This is a genomic window from Pedobacter sp. A2324 (assembly GCF_059693705.1).
Map to the genome: position 1 here is coordinate 176,843 of NZ_JCASSK010000004.1, position 20,154 is coordinate 196,996.

Annotated in this window: 18 protein-coding genes and 1 pseudogene; 16 read left to right on the plus strand and 3 right to left on the minus strand. The window is 41.3% G+C overall.

Annotation, left to right across the window (positions count from 1 at the left end):
• Positions 1 to 114 precede the first annotated feature (114 nt).
• Entirely contained in the window at positions 115 to 765 is a 651-nt protein-coding gene (locus tag AC570I_RS13330; protein ID WP_497405810.1) for a hypothetical protein, read from the plus strand.
• 91 nt (positions 766 to 856) lie between these two features.
• Here AC570I_RS13330 and AC570I_RS13335 read toward each other — a convergent pair whose 3' ends face one another.
• Both AC570I_RS13335 and AC570I_RS13340 read right to left on the minus strand, forming a co-directional pair.
• Positions 857 to 1,843, minus strand: coding sequence for a gluconolaconase (locus AC570I_RS13335; RefSeq protein ID WP_497405811.1), 987 nt, complete (start codon positions 1,841 to 1,843; stop codon positions 857 to 859).
• A gap of 1 nt (position 1,844) precedes the next feature.
• Positions 1,845 to 3,035: a PQQ-dependent sugar dehydrogenase gene (locus AC570I_RS13340; RefSeq protein WP_497405812.1), complete on the minus strand. Its 1,191-nt coding sequence runs from the start codon at positions 3,033 to 3,035 to the stop codon at positions 1,845 to 1,847.
• 332 nt (positions 3,036 to 3,367) lie between these two features.
• Between AC570I_RS13340 and AC570I_RS13345 the strand changes: the two genes are divergently transcribed.
• From AC570I_RS13345 to AC570I_RS13405, 13 genes and pseudogenes are all read left to right on the plus strand, one after another.
• Positions 3,368 to 4,492 carry a hypothetical protein gene (locus AC570I_RS13345; protein ID WP_497405813.1) on the plus strand — a complete coding sequence of 375 codons (1,125 nt, stop codon included), beginning with the start codon at positions 3,368 to 3,370 and terminating at the stop codon, positions 4,490 to 4,492.
• 599 nt (positions 4,493 to 5,091) lie between these two features.
• A complete protein-coding gene (locus tag AC570I_RS13350; RefSeq protein WP_497405814.1) occupies positions 5,092 to 6,192 on the plus strand; it encodes a phage late control D family protein in 1,101 nt (366 codons plus the stop codon).
• A 12-nt stretch (positions 6,193 to 6,204) separates the two neighbouring features.
• Positions 6,205 to 6,762, plus strand: a pseudogene (locus AC570I_RS13355) (phage baseplate assembly protein V); the annotation flags it as partial.
• Positions 6,763 to 6,814: 52 nt separating this feature from the next.
• A complete protein-coding gene (locus tag AC570I_RS13360; RefSeq protein WP_497405815.1) occupies positions 6,815 to 7,072 on the plus strand; it encodes a PAAR domain-containing protein in 258 nt (85 codons plus the stop codon).
• 186 nt (positions 7,073 to 7,258) lie between these two features.
• Entirely contained in the window at positions 7,259 to 8,023 is a 765-nt protein-coding gene (locus tag AC570I_RS13365) for an SDR family NAD(P)-dependent oxidoreductase (protein WP_497405816.1), read from the plus strand.
• Between the two features lie 33 nt (positions 8,024 to 8,056).
• Entirely contained in the window at positions 8,057 to 8,968 is a 912-nt protein-coding gene (locus tag AC570I_RS13370; protein ID WP_497405817.1) for a helix-turn-helix domain-containing protein, read from the plus strand.
• Positions 8,969 to 9,164: 196 nt separating this feature from the next.
• Positions 9,165 to 9,677 carry a hypothetical protein gene (locus AC570I_RS13375; protein WP_497405818.1) on the plus strand — a complete coding sequence of 171 codons (513 nt, stop codon included), beginning with the start codon at positions 9,165 to 9,167 and terminating at the stop codon, positions 9,675 to 9,677.
• A 29-nt stretch (positions 9,678 to 9,706) separates the two neighbouring features.
• Positions 9,707 to 9,886, plus strand: coding sequence for a helix-turn-helix domain-containing protein (locus tag AC570I_RS13380; RefSeq protein ID WP_497405819.1), 180 nt, complete (start codon positions 9,707 to 9,709; stop codon positions 9,884 to 9,886).
• An 82-nt stretch (positions 9,887 to 9,968) separates the two neighbouring features.
• Positions 9,969 to 10,844 carry an ABC transporter ATP-binding protein gene (locus AC570I_RS13385; protein WP_497405820.1) on the plus strand — a complete coding sequence of 292 codons (876 nt, stop codon included), beginning with the start codon at positions 9,969 to 9,971 and terminating at the stop codon, positions 10,842 to 10,844.
• Positions 10,845 to 10,847: 3 nt separating this feature from the next.
• Positions 10,848 to 14,027 (plus strand): M1 family aminopeptidase, encoded by a 3,180-nt coding sequence (locus AC570I_RS13390; RefSeq protein WP_497405821.1) that lies wholly within the window; start codon positions 10,848 to 10,850, stop codon positions 14,025 to 14,027.
• Positions 14,028 to 14,133: 106 nt separating this feature from the next.
• A complete protein-coding gene (locus AC570I_RS13395; RefSeq protein ID WP_497405822.1) occupies positions 14,134 to 15,045 on the plus strand; it encodes a helix-turn-helix domain-containing protein in 912 nt (303 codons plus the stop codon).
• Between the two features lie 81 nt (positions 15,046 to 15,126).
• Positions 15,127 to 15,873 carry a glucose 1-dehydrogenase gene (locus AC570I_RS13400; RefSeq protein ID WP_497405823.1) on the plus strand — a complete coding sequence of 249 codons (747 nt, stop codon included), beginning with the start codon at positions 15,127 to 15,129 and terminating at the stop codon, positions 15,871 to 15,873.
• 74 nt (positions 15,874 to 15,947) lie between these two features.
• On the plus strand, positions 15,948 to 16,637 hold the full coding sequence (locus AC570I_RS13405) for a DUF429 domain-containing protein (RefSeq protein ID WP_497405824.1): 690 nt from the start codon (positions 15,948 to 15,950) through the stop codon (positions 16,635 to 16,637).
• Between the two features lie 244 nt (positions 16,638 to 16,881).
• On the opposite strand, the gene AC570I_RS13410 is transcribed toward AC570I_RS13405, so the two are convergent.
• Positions 16,882 to 17,775 carry a helix-turn-helix domain-containing protein gene (locus AC570I_RS13410; RefSeq protein ID WP_497405825.1) on the minus strand — a complete coding sequence of 298 codons (894 nt, stop codon included), beginning with the start codon at positions 17,773 to 17,775 and terminating at the stop codon, positions 16,882 to 16,884.
• A gap of 289 nt (positions 17,776 to 18,064) precedes the next feature.
• Here AC570I_RS13410 and AC570I_RS13415 point away from each other — a divergent pair, with 289 nt between their 5' ends.
• Positions 18,065 to 18,655 (plus strand): RNA polymerase sigma factor, encoded by a 591-nt coding sequence (locus tag AC570I_RS13415; RefSeq protein ID WP_497405826.1) that lies wholly within the window; start codon positions 18,065 to 18,067, stop codon positions 18,653 to 18,655.
• A gap of 302 nt (positions 18,656 to 18,957) precedes the next feature.
• On the plus strand, positions 18,958 to 20,064 hold the full coding sequence (locus tag AC570I_RS13420) for a FecR family protein (protein WP_497405827.1): 1,107 nt from the start codon (positions 18,958 to 18,960) through the stop codon (positions 20,062 to 20,064).
• Positions 20,065 to 20,154 lie beyond the last annotated feature (90 nt).

Below are 20,154 nucleotides of genomic sequence, written 5' to 3' on the forward strand. Positions count from 1 at the left end.
AGCCATCACTTACAATATTTTTACATGGTGATGCAACCATCAGTCCTGCTATTTCGTCTTTCCAGCATACTCATTTAAAAAAATGCTCTTCGCATCAAAAACACTTTATAAAAGATGAAGAAATCAACTTACCTATTTATTCTTGCCCTTTGTGTATTCAGTAGTTCTTGCACAATGATGGTGAAAGGAATCGCCAAACTTTTAGTCAAAGACTACAATGATTATACTGACACCAATATATCTGATATTCAGATTATCGATACACATGGAAACAACAACTCATTTGGAAGCTTGTATAAGGGCAAAACCGTGTATCTATACGTCTGGGAAAATACAAATCCTTCGGTTCAGCAGGAAAAATCTTACCGCTTACTGCAGGAACGCTTTGCTAAATATCCCGATGTAGTTTTTGCGAGGCTATATGCAGGTTCTGATACTTCATCAGTCAATAAATTAGGTCGTGATGCGTCGTCTGATAAATTCCGTAACATTTTGAAAATTAGCAATCCTGCACCGTTTATCATCGGGAAGGATGGTTCGATACTGGCCTACAAAGGACCAAAGCCGGATGATAAAATCATTGTAGATTATGTGCTTTATCAGGCTATGGCAGGGGAGAACGGAACTAAATCTGCCAAACGTTTTATCCGGGGAGTAAATGGAAATAATCAGTTTAGATCGCGCGAGCTGACTGAATGGTATACTGTTCATTTTGGCAAAGCTCCGGAGGATAAGCTTAATATGTCTTTGTCGTCAACGAATTAGAAGCTATCGTTTATTCTCTCCTGCCCTGCAGGAGAGAATTATTACTAAGGGAATCAGCTCGGATGAAGCATCCCTAGATTTTAACGACTTATCATTTGTCTTTGGGTTTCGGAACTGGTTTGAATACCGCTTTCTGGATGGCAAACTGTTTTGCGGGGACCGAGTTGCTGTCTACCAGCTCATTGAAGCGGGCATTCATCACCCATACCTGAGCGCCATTGAGGGTTGCCGTGGCCGGATAGGTAAAACGGTCAGCAATCAGTGTGGTGGCCGAAAGTTTTGCAGTTTTCCATTCATCGGTGGAGGAAAGTTTAAATATTTTGTCGTTTCCGCCATTTACAACAACCGTCAATGAGTCTGGCGCATTCATGAGTAATCCATCGGCACCAAGAAAGAACTGGTCGGCTTTAATCATTTCCACATTTTTCGGGTTGCTCAATGGTACCTTATACAACATTCCGGTAGCGCTGTTATCCACAATAAGAAAACCTGCGGGGTGGAAGGCGATGCCATTAATACCAATGCCTTCAGTCACGAATTTTTCATCACTCACTAACAGGCTCGCTTTGCCTCCAGCATCAACCTTATAGATGGCATGTGCAAAACTGTCTGTGATATACGCATTCCCCGCATTATCAAAAGTCAGATCATTAGGAAAATGTTTGCCAGGCTTTAAATCTGCCAGGTTGATATCGGATAACTTCTTACCACTCTCCAGATCTAGAATTAATAAACGTGCCATTTTTGTTCTGGTATCAGCAGAAGTGAATTTACTGTAATTGGCATCTCCAGCACAAACAAACAGCCTTTTACCATCGGGATGCACTTTCATTCCGTAGGTGGATTTAAGGCTGTTGTCAGCATAAAGTGTGGAATAAACTCCTGCAGGAGATACCTTTCCGATTGTTCCGAGCCTGGCCGATGAGACATAGTAAAGATTTTTTTGTTTATCGTATGCTACACCCTCCGGATAGCTGTCTTCTGCGGCGAAACTGATCCGCTCGGTTGGGTTTGGTTGAAGTACCCTACAGCCTGTAACCAGGAGCGCTGCGATGGTTATATAATGATGTCTTTTCATGTTAGGATTTGTTTTGTTTGATTGAATAGATCACGCCATTGGCATCGTCCGAAATGTAGATTACGCCCTTCGGTGTAATGGTTATGCCCGCAGGCCTGCCGAAGCGGTTGTTGCCTTTTAAAAAGCCAGTGAGAAAATCCTCCGCACTTACGGCAGTTCCGTTATTGAACCTGATGCGCTGAACCTTGAAACCTACGGCTTTTTTGGCATTCCATGAACCATGCCAGGCCACAAGGCCATCTCCGTTATATCCAGCGGGAATATTTGGCTGATCCTTGAAAAACACAAAGGCGATAGGCGCCATGTGGGCGGTGAGTTCAAGTACAGAAGGTACGGTGGTTTTCACAACTGCTTCCTTAATATCGCCCGCAGGGTCCTCACGAGTTTGATCTACCTCCTGTTTTCCATACGCAAAGGGAAATCCGTAATTCCCACCTTTAACAATGCGGTTAACTTCTTCGGGCGGCCAGGTATTTCCCTTTGCATCTCCACCATTGTCTACTCCCCACATTTCACCAGTTTTGGGATGAAAATCAAACCCAATCGTATTTCTTAAGCCACTGGCAAATATGGTACGGTTCCAGGTTTTTGGGTCAATCTGCAACATCGTTGCTGCTTCTTTATCACTTTCTTTGCAGTCGTTACATAAAGTTCCTACCGATAGATACAGCATTCCGTCGGGGCCAAAAGTCATCGTACGGTTAGGATGCTGACCACCATTGGGCAAATCACTGATCAATAATTCCATTGCACCAAGTGTGCCATCAGGCTTCATCGGATATCTACGCAGCTGGGTGTTGTTGCATAAGTAGAGATAGTTATCTTTCATCGTGATTCCATGAACGCCTTTAAAATCATAAAGCACGGTTTTAACTTCATCAAACTTATCGTCGCCATCCTTGTCAATCAGCATCAGTACGTCTCCACCGTCGCGGCGTGTAACGTAGAGACTACCGTTTGGTCCGGGGTACAGCATTCTCGGCCGGCCCAGTCCCACAGCCGCTGCATTCACCTGCCATCCTTCAGGCACTTTCAACAGGTTTACCATTTCCGGAAGAAAATCGAGGTGTTGGGGATAATTGGTTACCATAGTGGTTTTGGTGCCCTGCTTTGGGGGCAATCCCCTCTGGGCACTCACATTTGAAAAGAGCGCAGAAAGCAGTGTAATCGATAGCAAAATTTTTGTTTTCATATTAGATCAGTTAACTTTTTTGATAACATGATCAGTTAAAAGATAGTTTACCGGATAAATACGTGTTTTCCTGCGGTAATCACCTGAAGTTTTATACGTTAATGAGCGTTTTGAGTGTTAACTACAGGGGTTAAATACCTACAATTTCAGCGATTTAGCCCCCGCCCTTCAAAATTTAGTTAATCATAGCGATATATTTAACGATTATTTAATCTTAAAGGCCTTGACTTCATAAGTTTTGATTACTATATTTAGCTTTCAACTCCTAAATCTATTTGCTGTAATTTATGAAGCCGTGTAACCTAATGCCAGCAGAGGCGTGCAAAATGAATATGGCTTTTGAATCCGATATTTCATCGTTTCTTAGTGCCTGGATGATTAAGCAATCTACGCCTGGGTTAATTCAGTTTGACCAGCGTAATGAAGCTTATCTGGAAAATGACGCCCTGCGTGATTTTTTTATTAGTTCGGAAAACCCCATGGGGGAACTATTGAGTGACGACAGTATCTTCTTTCACCTCAATCGCCCGGAACATATGGTACATTTCGATAGCATCAGTGGCGATCCTTTATTTTCGCGCTCTGAACAGCGCATCTATAATCTTGCCCGGCGAATGGAACAGGTAGCGGGACATATCCCTTTCCGGTCGGTGCAGCCAAACAAACAAACCGAAGCAGGTGATATTGCCGACATTAAAACGTATCCGGAAGGTTCTGAGGAATTACGCTATAACAGTGGTAATCACTTTACCAGCCGACCGGCAAATGCAAATGTGTTTACTCAAAACAGCCAGTACTCCACCTTGAAATCGGAGGGAAACCTTTACGTATTGTTTAAAGATGGATATCTGGCCGACCGGCTTCAGGAAATCAGGTCGTTCCAGGCTCCCCAGGACGATGTAAATCCAGGTCAGTTGTTGTTTTTTGTAATTTGTTCCCGTCATTCCATTACTGAAGGGCACTTTGGAACATCACTGGTGATAGTCGATCCCCAAACACCTGAATTTCCCAGGCGTATTTTGATATGTGATACCTTATTAAAACAACTTCCCCAGCATCCCCGTTGGTGGCATCACTTCGTAAATACTTATTCCAGTGTTTTTGGCAATGCAGCCATCGAACTGATTGAAGATGTTTCTCACCCCCTTCAAAAAGTGAACATAAAAGGTGATGATCCGTTCAGGCATGATTGGGATTGTCCTTATTATGCAGCTGCCTTAGCCGATGCATTTTCAGCACTTGTTAAAACAAACCCTGATTTGCTCCTTAATGGTTCAACGTTGGAGGTACATGAAGGCATGCGGCAGTTTATGCTGGAATACTACTATCCTTCAGGGGAAATCAAGCCGCGGTCTGAAATACAGCTGTCCAACCGGATAAAGAGATGGAATAGCGGACAACAGTTAATTGGCGAATTGAAAAACGGCCAGTATTACCGCATGGCGGGTAGTTTGTGATAAGCAATATATTAAGTCTCCCGATGATTTTTGCAGATCTGCACGGTGACATAAATTATTCATATTCTTTTCTTTTTTTCAAAGATAGATTCATCCAGTGACAACAGTTTGTCAGTTCAAGTAAGCGTATTTAAAAAAAAACGTGTATCAGATACTTTAGTTAAGGGTAAGTGTGATGTTCTTTTAAGAAAATTGCTAAATTTAAACTGAAAAATATCTGTAATGGCTTTAGATTCCTTTTGAATTATTTATCACAACATTGATTTCAAAATATCCTTGCCGTGGCTTTGCCGTAGTTCGACTTATCCAGTAGATTCATAGTACCGTCGCACTTAACTCGCTTGGGTTTTCCTTGTACTTTCCTTGGACATTCCTTGGGTCATGCTTGGGTAAATGCAGTGAAAACCCAGCTGAAATCCCTTTAAACCCGCTTTTTCTTAATAAAATCCCCTTAAACCCACCGGGAAGGTACTTTTTGAAATTGTAATTCTTAAATAATCATCAATATAACCAACAAAAAAACAGTCTGGCAAAACTAAAACGCCTAACTTTTACGCGATAAACCAATAGATCATCTTAATTTTTGATCACAATATAAAATGGCTGCTAAACCTTCATCTGAAATTTCCCCGCTCACGTTATCCGTGGTGTTAAAAATTAACGGATCTGTGTTACATGATCAGTATGCTCCGCTGGCTGTAGAAGTTTGCCATGCTTTCAATAGCATTTCTGATGCAGAAATTTCATTCGCTGGCCCTGCGCTGGATGCTCGAAACCCTGCATTTGGCGACAATGATATTTTTCTTCCGGGAAACGATATCGAAATCCTGGCAGGCTACGGGGAGAATGATATCACTTCGGTGTTCATGGGAGTAATCGTAAAACAGGGGATTGAGGTATCGGCTGAAATGGCCAGTACGTTCAGGCTGAGCTGCAAGCAAAGGGCGGTACGGATGAGCTTCAGTTCCAGGAATACGGAATTTGCGGGATTGGCTGACAGTAGCATCGTTTCGAAGGTGATTGAAAAAAATGGCCTGAAAGCAAGTGTTACGGAAACCGCTTTTAAGCTGGAAACTTTGCATCAGCGTGGGATGACAGACTGGGATTTTATATGCTCAAGTGCGTCAGCGTTAGGTTTTCTGGTATCCTGTGAAAGAGGTGATGAAGTAAGGGTTGCGCCCCCTGATCTGGCGGGAGAGCCTGTATTGCGGCTGGTGATGGGTGAATCGATTTTTAGCTTTACCGCTGAGCTGGATGCCGGGCTGCAGGATCCTGGAATAAAGGCCGCGGCATGGGACATCGGGGCGCTGGCCACTGTCAATGAAATTGCTGAAGAACCCGGGCTTAATCTCAGCCTTTTTGCAATGAAAGGGAAGGTGAGTTTTCAGGGGAGTAGTCTGGTGAGTCTGGGGAAACTGATTGAACTTTATGGTGTTGGCAAACATTATAGTGGCCAGGCTTTTGTGTCTTCGGTTACTCATTCCATCAGCGGTGGGAATTGGGTGACTAGTGTGGGATTTGGATTAGATATTTCTGATTTTGTTCACGGGAGGCATGTTAATGTTGAGTCTGCCGCGGAACCTAAAGGTATCAATGGACTGCAGCTTGCTACGGTAATGAAGCTGCATGAAGATCCCAGTTCATTATACCGGATTCAGCTAAGGCTGAACTCGGGCGTCGAAGTACAGCAAGGGACCTGAGCGAGGGTATCGAACTTTTATGCCACGGCGAGTGCAGGTGCCCGGTTTCTTCCTGAGGTGGGTGATGAGGTGGTGGTCGGATTTTTTGATGGTGATCCTGCTCATCCTGTTGTGCTGGGATCCCTGTACAGTCCCTCTAAAAAACCATATGCTGAGGCTGATGACGTCAACAATTCGGTAAAGTCGATCGTTACCCGGGCGCAGCTGGAAATTTCATTTGACGATAAGGAAAAGGTCATTACGATCCGTACCCCAGGAGGTAATTCGCTCAGGCTTGATGATGGGAATAAAAAAACGGAAATCAGGGATCAGCATGGCAATGTGATTTCAACCGGGACGGAGGGTATCGAGATATTGAGCGTGAAAGACCTACACTTATCGGCTAAGGGCAGCATTAAGATAGATGCTGGTGTGAATGTGATGCTGAATGCTGATGCAGATGTTGATATCGATGCGTTAAATATTCGTCAGCAGGCGGCCGTGGGTTTGCGGGCCTCAGGAAATGCGAGCGCGGAATTAAGTTCTTCTGGACAAATGGTATTGAAAGGCGCTTTAATTAATATTAACTGATCATATGATGGGAAAGCCTGCAGCTAGAATAACTGATTTGCATATATGTTCGATGGTAACACCGGGGGACGTCGCCGTTCCACATGTAGGCGGTCCGATAATTGGACCTGGCACGCCTGGAGTATTGATTGGTGGACTCCCTGCCGCAGTCGTAGGGGATGCTGCGGTTTGCGTCGGGCCACCGGATACGCTGGTTCAGGGATCTGCAACAGTATTGATTTGCGGAAAACCAGCGGTGAGGATGGGCGACAGCACTGCTCACGGTGGGACAGTAGCATTGGGTTTCCCTACAGTGTTGATTGGCGGTTAGTCGTTATGTTTTAATGAAGGAGATGCCGGAAACATAATGAGGCAGGTGAGGTTTACTTTCTCTCCAGTAAATGATAGTCAAAACAACCCTATTTCATGTGACCTTAGATATTGTCCTAACTATAGTAGATTTGAGCAAGTTTTTGCATTATAAGGGGAGTAGTTTTGCCCTTATAAAAACAAATAAATGAAACGGATAAAAATTGCATTGGTAACCGGTGGTAGCCGGGGTATAGGGAAAAACGCAGCTTTGAGACTAGCTGACAGAGGCTTGGATGTAATTCTGACTTACCGCACTAGCGAGAAAGAAGCTGAAGAAGTGGTCAGATTAATTGCAAGCAGGGGTCAAAAAGCCAGGGCGTTTCAGATGGATAGTAGCAAACCCGTGAATACATTAAATGGCTTTGCAGCGCAGGTTAGTGACTATCTGACGGCAACATACGGTCTGGCGAAGTTTGATTATCTAATTAATAATGCTGGCATTGGCGGCCATGGATCCCTGGAAACTACTACAGAGGAATCATTTGACAATATGTTCAATATGCAGTTTAAAAGTGTTTTTTTTCTTACACAGAAATTATTGCCATTTATTAATGATAATGGTGGTATCGTTAATATCTCCAGTGGATTAACTCGCGTCATATTTCCTAACACGGATGTTTATGCAAGTGCTAAGGGGGCTATTGAAGTGCTAAGTAAAGTTTGGGCAGCTGAACTTGCTGCTAAGAAAATACGTGTAAACATAGTCGCCCCTGGTGCTATTGCAACGGATTTTAATGGAGGCGTAACCAGAGATAATCCAGAAATGAATAAAATTGTTTCTTCCATCACTGCATTGGGTCGTGCTGGAATGCCGGAAGATTTAGGGGGTGTAATTGCTTTTCTGTGTACGGATGATGCTTTTTGGATCAATGCGCAACGCATAGAGGTCTCTGGTGGGATGCGCATCTAATTTTGTAACTTAGATTCAAGTCAAGGAGGTCAAATGGACGTGCACACAATCAAAACCATCAGCGATTATCATAAGGAACGAGGGTTGGCAAAACCTAAGCATCCCTTGTTAAGTTTGGTTGACTATAGTGAGGTACAACATCCTGATGTAGAAGAGATACATTCTACACAGGGTTTTTATTCTATTGCACTAAAACGGAACGTTCCTGGTAAATGGCGGTATGGACAATCATCTTACGACTTTGATGAAGGTGTAATGTCTTTTTTTGCCCCAAATCAGGTATTAAAAGTAAAAAATATTCAGCCAGTTACAGGCCAAATACCTCCGGGTGGCTGGATGCTTTTTATACATCCCGATTTTCTTTGGGATACTCATCTGGCAAAAACGATAGGGCACTACGACTTTTTTTTCTACGAAACAAAAGAAGCGCTATTCCTATCGGAAGATGAAGAGCAACTTGTTCTGCAGATTTTCGAGAATATTAATAAGGAATATCATGCTAATATTGATTCTTACAGTAAACACATCATCATTGCCCAAATCGAGCTACTGCTGAATTATGCAAAAAGGTTTTATGGCCGCCAGTTTATTACTCGGGAGGCACCCAGCCACACCATACTGGAAAAATTAGAATTAGAGCTGAATAGATGTTTCAATCAGCATGATTTGACTAAAGGTATTCCTACGGTGGTAGATGTTGCAGCATCCTTGAATGTGTCGCCGAACTATTTAAGTTCTTTATTAAAACAACTAACTGGTAAAAGTACTCAGGTTCATATTCACGGAAAACTTATTGAAAAAGCGAAAGAAAAACTCTCGCTGACTTCTCTCTCTATCAGTGAAATTGCTTACGAATTTGGCTTCGAACATCCGGAGTCTTTCAGCAAATTATTTAAGGCAAAGACCAATCAATCGCCTCAACAATTTAGAGCGTCTTTCCATTAATATCCTCATTTTTCCCTGGCGATTTCTAGGAGGCTAGATGGTCTTTTAAAATAGGAATATTTATTTGTGGAGCGGAGGCAGCTAAAATTTTGAATAATTTTCGGGCGAAATCTTCAAGATAATTTATGCTTATTATTTAATTAATTATTGTTTTACGATAATTAGTTGTATTATTGCAGTAATTAATATTCATTTTATGAAAACTGTTCGTTTTGTTGCGAGGTCTCTGCTGGCCTTTAGCAGGATCCTGGCTGTGGGATATGCACTTTCCTTTCTGCTTTCCCTGTTGGCGTTGTCTTCAGGCTGGTCGCTGAATGTATTTGCTGAAAACCAACGCTTCGAGATTCTATTTCCTTTTACCCGGGTTGCTTATCTCTTAGGTGAATACAATCAAGGTTATATCCTCATGTTTCTACTTTTACTGGGACTTTACACCCTGTTCTTCTTTCTGGTAGGGAATGTATTTAAAGTCTTTACCCAGCCAAAGCTTTTTACTGCCTATGGCGTTCGGCAGTTGAGAACTTTTTATCTTGGGAACCTTTTGATGCCGGTGTGTGCTGGTACTTTAATCGGGTTCTGCTACGGGATTGAATCGCCTATGGTCATTCTGATCATTCTGCATATGATCCTGGGCGTCTTTACTTATTTTATGGCAGTTATTTTTGAGCAGGGCTTAACGCTCCAAAGTGAAAACGACCTGATCCTTTAGTTATGGCAATTATTGTAAATGTGGATGTGATGCTCGCCAAACGGAAGATGCAGAGTAAAGAACTAGCGGAAATTCTGGGGATGACACAGGCGAATATGTCGGTATTAAAAACGGGGAAGGCGAAAGGCATTCGTTTCGACACCCTTCAGGCGATCTGTAAAGCGCTGGACTGCCAGCCTGGTGATGTACTGGAGTATGTAGCGGACTAACAATTTTTTTTTTAATTATTATCAATTTTTAAACCCTCGGACTGATGGGAGGGCTACTGCTTTGTCTAAAATTTTACCTGGTATGAATACACTTATCATTAATCATCTATCCAAGACCTATCAAAACGGAGCCAAAGCGTTGGATAATCTGTCTCTGGAAATCAGTAACGGAATGTTCGGACTCCTTGGACCCAATGGGGCAGGGAAGTCTTCGCTGATGAAAACACTTGCGGGTTTGCAGCAAGCGGACAGTGGGGAAATCTTATTTAACGGCCGGAATATTTTACAAAATCCACACGCTGTAAAGCAGCATCTTGGTTTTCTGCCCCAGGATTTCGGCGTGTATCCAAAAGTTTCGGCATATGATCTGTTAAACCATATCGCAACACTAAAAGGGATAGCCAATGGCTCTGAACGAAGGGAACAGGTGTTGGCGCTATTGCAGCAGGTAAATCTCTATGCGCAGCGGAAAAACGATGTCCATACTTTTTCTGGCGGGATGCGCCAGCGTTTTGGTGTGGCGCAGGCGTTGCTTGGAGATCCGCGGCTCATTATCGTAGACGAACCCACTGCTGGACTTGATCCAGAGGAGCGGAACCGTTTTAATAATTTGCTGAGTGAGATTGGAGAAGAAAAAATCATCATCCTCTCTACCCATCTGGTGGAAGATGTTAAAAACCTATGTACGCAAATGGCCGTGATGAAGAGCGGAAAGATAATAGCCCAGGGCAAACCTGACTATTTCATCTCTTTGATGAAGGGCCAGCTCTGGGAAAAAAGAATCTCCCGGTTGGACAGACCACAGTATGAACAGGATTTCAATGTGATTTCAGCTCACCTGAACATGGGGCAGCTTCTAATTCATGTTTATGCTGATCATGATCCCGGAGATGGATTCAGAGCGATAGAGCCAGGCCTGGAAGATGTTTATTTTCACTTGATTCATAATAAAAACTAACTGATGACCGCTTTATTAAAATTTGAACTTGGTACTTTTTTAAAGCGCCCGGGGATATATGTTCTCTTTTTTCTTTCATTACTTTTAGGCTTTTTTGTTGGACTGAAGTTATCATTTAATCCAGGAAATGAGATTTATCGTAATTCACCCTATTCAATAGCCAATATGGTAGGTTTGCTGAGTTTGTGCAACATCTTCACCACCACTTTTTTTGCTGCGAACATGATGCTAAGGGAGCATGATTCGACTTTCAGTCTGATTCTTTATGCTACGCCATTAAAGAAAATTGAATATCTGATGAGCCGTTTTTTGGCTTTGTTGATTTTAGCTTTATTATGCTTCTGCCTGCTGATTTTTGGATATCTTTCAGGTCACCTGACAGATACCGACAGAAGTACCTATGGGCCCCTTATGCTTTGGCATTATTTTCAGCCCTTCTTCTTACTGGGTATTCCCAATCTGGTGCTGTGTGCAGTTCTGGTTACTTCAGTAGCCTGGATTTACAAAAGTAAAATGATGATTTATATAACTGGTTTATTTATTTACATCATTTATCTGGTATTGCTAACCTATTCGGGATCGCCAATGATGGCTAGTGCGCTCCCGCAATCTGAGGAGGCTTTGAGAATTTCAGCACTCGTAGACCCTTTCGGTCTTTCAGCTTTTTATGAGCAAACCAATCTCTGGACGGTTGTTGAAAAGAATACCCAGACCCTTCATTTATCCGGCAATATCGTACTGAACAGGCTCGCCTTCTGTACGATGTCGTTATTAATCCTGTCATTAGTGTGTTATAAATTTAAGTATAGGCTGAAAGAGGATAGCAGAAGAAATAATGTAAAGAATATCACTGCTGACCAAACAATAAACAGGCCATTCCGGGCAATCAAAGGAAGGCCTGTTGGATTTCTTTATGTCTTACAAGTTCTGAAAAGTCTTGTTCGCCTCGATGTTGCCATAGTGATCAAAAGCATTCCTTTTTTGCTGATTTCGCTAAGCCTGATTTTCTATCTGTCAATGGAATTTTATGGAAGTATTGATCAGGGTATTCGCCTGCCACAGCAGTATGCGTCAAGCGCTTTGATGGCAAACCGTATTTTACATAATTTGCCGGGACTGCTGGTGATGATCATCATATTTTACGTTCATGACCTCTACTGGCGAAGCAATGAAAACAGGTTTGATCTGGTTGAATGCAGTACGCCTGCCGCGCCAACAGCTTTTGCGGTTTCAAAATGGATATCGGTTTCATTGCTGTTGATATTGCTAACAACCATCGTCATTTGTACAGGAATTGTCTTTCAATTTTTATATCGGTATCCTATAATTGAATGGAAGATATACTTTACTTTATACTGGCTTATTTGTGCACCACTGAGCATAGCTACTGGAGTTGTTCTGCTTTTGCAGCAAGCCATTCATCAAAAGTGGATTGGATTATTACTGAGTTGTTTATTTATGGTGGTTCTGTGTACCGCTCTTGGCAAATCACTTGGGATCACAAATCCGCTGCTGCGGTTTTCAGCTCCTTATTCTGCCCGTTACAGTGAGATGAATGGGTGGGATGATTACCTGCCTGCCTTTTCGTATAGAATGATTTTTGCTACAGCTTTGATTTCGTTTTTTTGGTTGCTTGCGGCCTATGGCATAACAAGATGGCCTTTGCAGAAAATTTTGGTTATGGTCATGGTGCTTATATTGATTTTGTTTAGCGGGGCTGATATTTTTATGCGCTGGGAAAGTAAGCCAGGTGCCCTGGAGCAGCTGGACCGTTCGGCGGCCTATGAGCGGAGCTATAGAAAATTACAAAACATGGCGCAGCCAGAAGTGGCAAGCGTAAGCACTTCTATTGATCTTTATCCGAATCAAAATGCTTATCGTGTTTCGGGGAGGTATAAGATTCTTAATCAAGGAAAGCGGCCCATCAGCAAATTACTGGTCAACTTTGATGATGCAGTCGAGGTAGACCAGGTAATCTATCAGACCCAAAATAAAAGGGAACTGTTAAAGCCGAAAACCGGAATTTACCATTTAAAAAATGCTTTACTGCCCGGCGATAGTGCCGTGTTTAGTTTCTCTTTTGCTTACCGTTGGAGCGGGTTTACTGGTCACGAACCTTTTAATGCCATCGTGAAAAACGGTAGTTTTTTGCGCATCAGTAATTATTTTCCACGGTTTGGTTATCAATCAGATGAAGAGATAGCGAACGCTTCGGAGCGGAAAAAAAGAAACCTGGGGGATCTTTCACCGCTAAAAAAGTTAAATGCGACCAGAGGCATTAATCATTTTATTGATCTGGATATGACGGTTTCTGTTCCGTTGGGGCAGCGTGTTATTGGGGTAGGAGAGCTTTTGAATGAGTGGAAAGCAAAAGGAAGGCATTATTTCAGGTATACCTCCGGAACACCAATCCCATTCCGGTTTGGACTGTCTGCTGCAACTTACCACGTAAAAAAAATGCGACTCAGGGACATTAATATAGAGGTTTATTATCATAAGAGTCATCAGGAAAATGTTGAGCATTTAATCAGGAACGCTGCCAGGACCCTTAACTATTGTGAGCAAAATTTTGGTCGATATCCCTATAAAACATTGCGCTTTGCAGAAGTTTCATCTTTTACCGATGGTTTTGCAGGTACAGCCTATCCTGCGACCATTTTCATGACCGAGCAACTGATATTTCACAATAACTTGCTTGCTGACCAAAATCAGGATGTGATCAACGAACTCGCTGCCCATGAGGTATCCCATCAATGGTGGGGAAATGCAATGCTCGCTCCGGATGAGCGGGAGGGATCAAAAGTGTTGACTGAGACGCTGGCGATGTACACCGAATTAATTCTGGCAGAGCGCTATCTGGGAGCTGAGGCTGTATATGCAAAAGTTAAGATGCACGAGCAGATTTATCACAATGATCAGGGTTTTAATATAGCGGTACCGCTATATCTTTCGAGGCCACAGGATGCTTATTTATACTATTCAAAGGGATTGGTTGTGATGTGGAAGCTAAAACAATTAATTGGTGAAAAGTGCATTAATAAAGCTTTACAGAGCCTGTTAAACAAGCATGCTTATCCTGAACAGCCACCCATTTCCAGTGACCTATTATTTGAGCTACATCAGGTTACTCCAGTATCCTTACATAAAAATATCGATAACCTGTTTGGTCGGTCAGATCGATAAATTTTAAGCTGCATTTAATCATGAAGTATGATACAATTGCGTTAAGCATTATGACAGATTTCTAAAAATGCGGTATCATTCCAATAAATTTTGATAACTTAAATCAATGGAAACAAAGGATGAAATCAAGCAGTATACCATCAGGAATATCATCAACTACAGAAAGCTTGACTGGAGTATTTCAGATGAGTTTCTGTATCTGATAGATGTACCGGAGATGTTCGAGCCTTTTGAAATGAAGCCGCGCTATTTTGCTTATGGAATTATCAATTCCGGTAGCATCACCATCGAAGTGGATTACCAGAAATTGCTGATAGATGAGCGTTCATTATTGATCTACCGTCCTGGACAAAATGTAAAGGTTACTGAAATAGAACCTGGCACAAAGGGGATGTTTGTGCTCTTTACCAAAAAGTTTATGGATTATCTTTTCGAGAGTTTCTTTTCCATTGCACCCAATTCTTTTTTGAAAACCAAATTCGGTTCACAGGTTGTTCTTTCCGGGGAAGATTACTCAAAAATGAATACATTGTTTTCACGTACATTGGATTTTTTAGTTGCTTCAGAGGCAGACGATGAACGATGGATCTATTCCGCTAAGAGTATTCTTCTGGCTTTGATAAATGAAAGTGATTTTTTAGTAAACAGGTATATCGAAAAGAGAAACAGCAACCACAAACCCCGCGAAGAACAGATAGGATATGATTTCAAAAAACTTGTCTCAAAGCATTACCTCACTTTTAGAAACATTGAATTTTATGCACAAGAGCTAAATATCACTACCAATTACCTTCATAAAATTATAAAAAACCAATTTTATCAGACTCCTGCAGAGATTATCAATATGGCGCTGCTTTCTGAATGCAAAGTGCGTTTGTCAGATTCCAGCGATTCCATCAGTCAGATCGCTGATGATCTCCGATTCACCAATCTTCAATCTTTCAGCCGTTATTTTAAAAAGCAGACCGGTAACACCCCCACTTCATTCCGGGAAAACAACATTTACATTAATCCATAAAATGATAAAGTTTGTCCATTTTCGGGTAAGCAATTGGAGATAATCAATCGCTAATTTTGTGTTAACAAATATCTAATTAGTATGGAACGATTAAAAGGAAAAATAGCCATTATTACAGGTGCATCCCAAGGAATGGGGGAGTCGCATGCAAGAAAATTCATTGCAGAAGGAGCAAAGGTAATACTTACGGATCTGAATGAAGAAAAGGGAAGAAAGATCGCAGATGAATTAGGTGAAAATGCTTTTTTTGTAAAACACGACGTTTCAGATACGCAGCAATGGAAGGATGTTGTAGCGAAAGGTGAGGAAAAATTTGGACCAATCAACGTTTTAGTTAATAATGCAGGAATTTTAGGGCCGATAAAAACGGTAACAGAAATTACCGAACAGGAATATCTGAAGGTAATCGAAATTAATCAAAATGCTGTTTTCTATGGTATGAAGTATACTATACCGTCGATGCAGAAGGCTGGTGTAGGATCAATTGTGAATATTTCCTCAGTTGCCGGAATAGTTGCAATTCCCGGATATCCGAGCCTGGCCTACACGGGCAGTAAATTTGCTGTCAGAGGTCTGACAAAGGCTGCGGCGGTAGAGTACGGTAAGGAAAATATCAGAGCGAATTCAGTGCATCCTGGATATATTAAAACCCCAATGATGGTTGAAGCTACCGGAGAAGATGGAAGCGGAGCAGCAGATGTTACGCCTCTGGGAAGAATGGCAGATGCCAGTGAGGTAAGTAATCTTGTGGTGTTTTTAGCATCTGACGAATCATCGTTTCTTACAGGAACAGAACAGGTAATAGATGGCGGAATGAGTATCCAATAGGTCTCTAAAATCATCTATCCATTAAGGGAAATTGGTTTTTAAAAAATAATAATTGCTAAATTGAAACTAAACCGATGGAATTTGATAAGCCCTTTCACGTAGGAATAGATGGTTGTAGAGGTGGATGGCTGGTTGCATACATTGATCCAAAAAACAAGCTTCACCACAGCCTTATTTCTAAGCTAAGTGAGCTAAAAACTGTGTTCATGACCAAAGTGTTCATTGACATACCACTGGCATTTGCATCAGATTCGTATAGGGTTTGTGAGATTGAAGCAAGAAAATTGCTTGGAACTCAAAAAGCTTCCTCCGTTTTTTTGACCCCTTGTCGCGAAGCGGCACTTGCTGAACACTATGAGGAGGCAAACAGACTAAATCGATTATACCTGGGTAAAGGGCTTTCTATACAAAGTTGGAATATAACAAAGAAAATGTTAGAAGCAATTGCCTTCAAAGATTTGAACCCTTCTCTGCCTTTGTTTGAAGCCCACCCTGAATTATCATTTTACCTGCTGAATGGAAAGCAAGCAATTCTCCAAAAAAAAGCAGGAACAGAAGGTATTGAGAAGAGGCTAACGGTAATTAACAAACAATCAGGTGATTATATAAAGGTAATCAGGCAGACCTTTGAACAAACAAAGAGAAAAGATTGTAACCTGGATGACATCGTTGATGCAACAATTCTTGCCATTCGGGCAGCATCAGATGATATTCAAAAGGTTCCGGAGACTTTTGATAGTGAAAATGGCAACATATTCTATTAAAAGCTGAAGTTTATTGCGGATGTACTCCATAATGAATGACGTATTCAGAGCTTAGAATCTTCGTTTCTATTTATAGCTATTCGACCCGTTGTTAAGCTGTCAGTGTGAAGGTCGAATTCTTCGGTTTTCCTGCAGCGGCGAAGATGCTGAAACAGACTGTAATGGTGCACCCCATACACAAGGAATAAATATATAGTGAAAGAAAGTAATATAATCTAAAAAATAATTTAAATAAAATATGAGATTAATTCAGAGAATTGATTCTGAATTCTCTAGGTGGAATGCCAACCTCTTTCTTGAACAATCTGGCAAAATAATTTGGATTTTCAAAGCCCAGCATGAAAGAGATCTCGGAAATGTTAAATTTTCCATTTGATAGGTGGTTTTTTGCTTCAGCAATTAAATAGAGGTGGATAAGTTCAATTGCAGTTTTCCCTGATTCCTGCTTTAAGAGGTCACTGAGGTAGCGTGACGATAAGTTCAACTGGTCGGCCATGTATGCCACAGTAGGCAGACTGAATAGCTGTACTTTGTTCTCAACAAAATATTGATTCAGAATTTGTTGAAACCTGCCCGTTACTGAACCAATAACTTCAATACGATTAATAAACTGCCGTCCGTAAAAGCGCTGCGAATAGGTGAACAATGTCCCGAGATGTGCCAGCATGATCGCTTTGCTATAGGTATCAGTGTTGTTATATATTTCCTGGTGCATCGTTCTAACAAGGTTCCAAATCGTTTCCTCCTCTTTTGGAGAAAGATACAATGCTTCATTGGTTTCGTAATCAAAAAAACCGTAGTGCTTTAACTCCTTATGTAAGGCAGTACCAGAAAAATAATCTTCTTTGATCATAATCAGAAAGCAATCATCCTCAGACTTTACATTTTTAAAAGTTACTGTCTGGTTTGGCTTAAAAAAAATCATTTTTCCACGACCATGGTCAAACTCTTTTTTGCCATAGGTTATGTTTCCTGATACAAACTTCTGAAAGGAAATGATGTAAAAGCCAGCAGTAAACACGATATCCTCAATGCTATTGCTGTTTTTGTGACCAAACGTGATATTAAACAGTGGATGTTCAGGTTTAGTTACCCCAATGTCATTGCTGAAAATACTGATATCTTGATAGTGTTGCATAAACGGTTCAAAGGATTTTTATGGATGGTTCGAAATTAGAATAATGTATGCGACTCTCAGGATACAAAAGTATTATATTCTAGCACAATTTTACACATGTCAAATGATGGATATACAGGGTTAAACATCATAGAAGTCCGATTTTAAAGGTAAAGTTTGCTTTTAATGATTACCATTCAATATATTTGGCGACTGATATTTCAGTCCTGCATCCATATTTCGTCACTATAGCTGATCAAACTATATTTGTTCAAGGTTTACCAATTTCAAAACTAAATAAGCTGTATCCATGTATCCGGAAACCGAGAAAGTCATTCTAGTTGCTTTACGTGCAGGGGATACAGGCGCTTTTGAAACATTATATGCAAATTACAGTAAAACCATTTTTAGAAAGCTAGGGAGGATGGTTAAAAACATTCCGCTCGCAGAAGAACTGACTCAGGACGTATTTGTTAAAGTATGGGATAAAAGGGCTATTATAGATATAGAGAAGCCATTTTCATTTTATCTCTTAACTATTGCGAACAATCTCGTAAGCGACTTTTACAGGAAAGCTGCCAGGGATCAGCAACTATTGAATGCAATTGTTGCATCCAGTGCTGAGGTATATAATCCTATCGAAGATGTATTGTTTTACCGGGAAAGTGAGGCCTTGTTAGCACGAGCGATCGAGGCTTTACCCCCTCAGCAGAAACAGGTTTTTATTTCGTGCAAACTGGAAGGGAAATCGTATGAGGAAGTTGCCAGGAATCTTGGAATTTCCACTTCAACAGTCAGTAATCATATTGTCAAAGCGACTAAATCAGTGAAGAAAGCTTTTTTTAGGTCTGAATCTGGTTTTCTGATGCTGGCACTCAGTTTAATGTCAGGTAGATTATAAATCCATTCATTTTCTTATTCTCGTTTTTGCCTTTAGGCGGGAATTTAGCTATGTATTGTTTGATTGTGATTATTTCTAAGTTAAACTAAGGATTTGTTTGATGCTTTGTGTTTATTTATCTCCAAAATATAGCCTTCTTAAATTATTTTTTTACTTCGGGTAGAGGATGTTCATTTTTGAAACGTATATCATTATAAAAGCCAACAACATTGATGTCGAACGATCAGAATTTAAATGAATTATATGGTAAATACTTGGCAAATATGCTCCCTGAGCAAGAGATTCGTCAATTATTTGCGATCATGTCAAGTCTTTCAGATGATGAAGCGAAATCTTTTGTCTCACAACATGTTTTTGCTGAATATGATGAGGTAGCCATCGAGGGTGAGGATGAACGTCTAGGACGGATTTTGGTAGAGTTGAAAAAGCACCAGCATGTAGATTCAAAGAAATCTTTTTTCAAGATAAAGCTAGTTCACAAAATGCTTGCTGCAGCAGCCATCCTTTTAATCTCATTGATTTCGGTTTATATATACCTGGAAGCTGACCGACTTTCATCGCTTCAGCTTAACACCCAAAATTCGCCAGATATTGCGCCGGGCAGTGAGCGGGCTATTTTGAAACTGGCAGATGGAAGAATAATTAATCTGGATTCGCTAAAGATAGGTGAAAATCGCCTGGAGCAAAACGGGGTTAAAATCTCAAGGGATATCCATGGGGAGTTGATCTATGAGCAAACAGAAAACACCACCTCACGAGAGCAAGTTGAATATAATACCGTCAGCACTCCCCGTGGCGGAAAATACAAAATTATCCTTCCTGATGGTACCCGGGTGTGGCTGAATGCTTCATCATCAATTAGCTATCCAACCTCATTTGCATCCACAGAAACCAGAAGTGTAACACTAAGCGGGGAAGCCTATTTCGAGGTGAAAAAAATAAAAAATGAATCAGGAGAGGCGCAGCCATTTATTGTAAATACCAACCGCCAGAAAATTGAGGTCCTGGGGACACATTTCAACGTTAATTCATATGCTGATGAGCAAACAGAAAAAACTACTCTACTGGAAGGAAGTGTCAGGCTGAATGATCAGATAGTACTGCGGCCGGGACAGCAAGGTATAAGCGGTGTAGGTAAACTCGATGTCAGAGCGGTAGATACAGAGGAATCTGTTGACTGGAAGAACGGTGAATTTAATCTTAAAAGTGTCGACTTCAGGTCTACTATGCGTAAGATAGCCCGCTGGTACGATGTTGAAGTGGTATATGAACCAGGTGTACCCAACAATGTCACGGTAGGCGGGTGGATGTCACGTGATAAAAATATTTCTTCGGTTTTGAACCTGATACAAAAAACCGGCAATGTTCACTTTAAGCTCGAAGGAAGGAGGGTGATCGTTAGCAGATAAAAAAAATGAGCTTAAATTAAAAAACCAGGGGGTGGTGGAACACACCCTGGCGAGATGATTTCAAGCTGTCAGAATTATTGAGACCTTTCA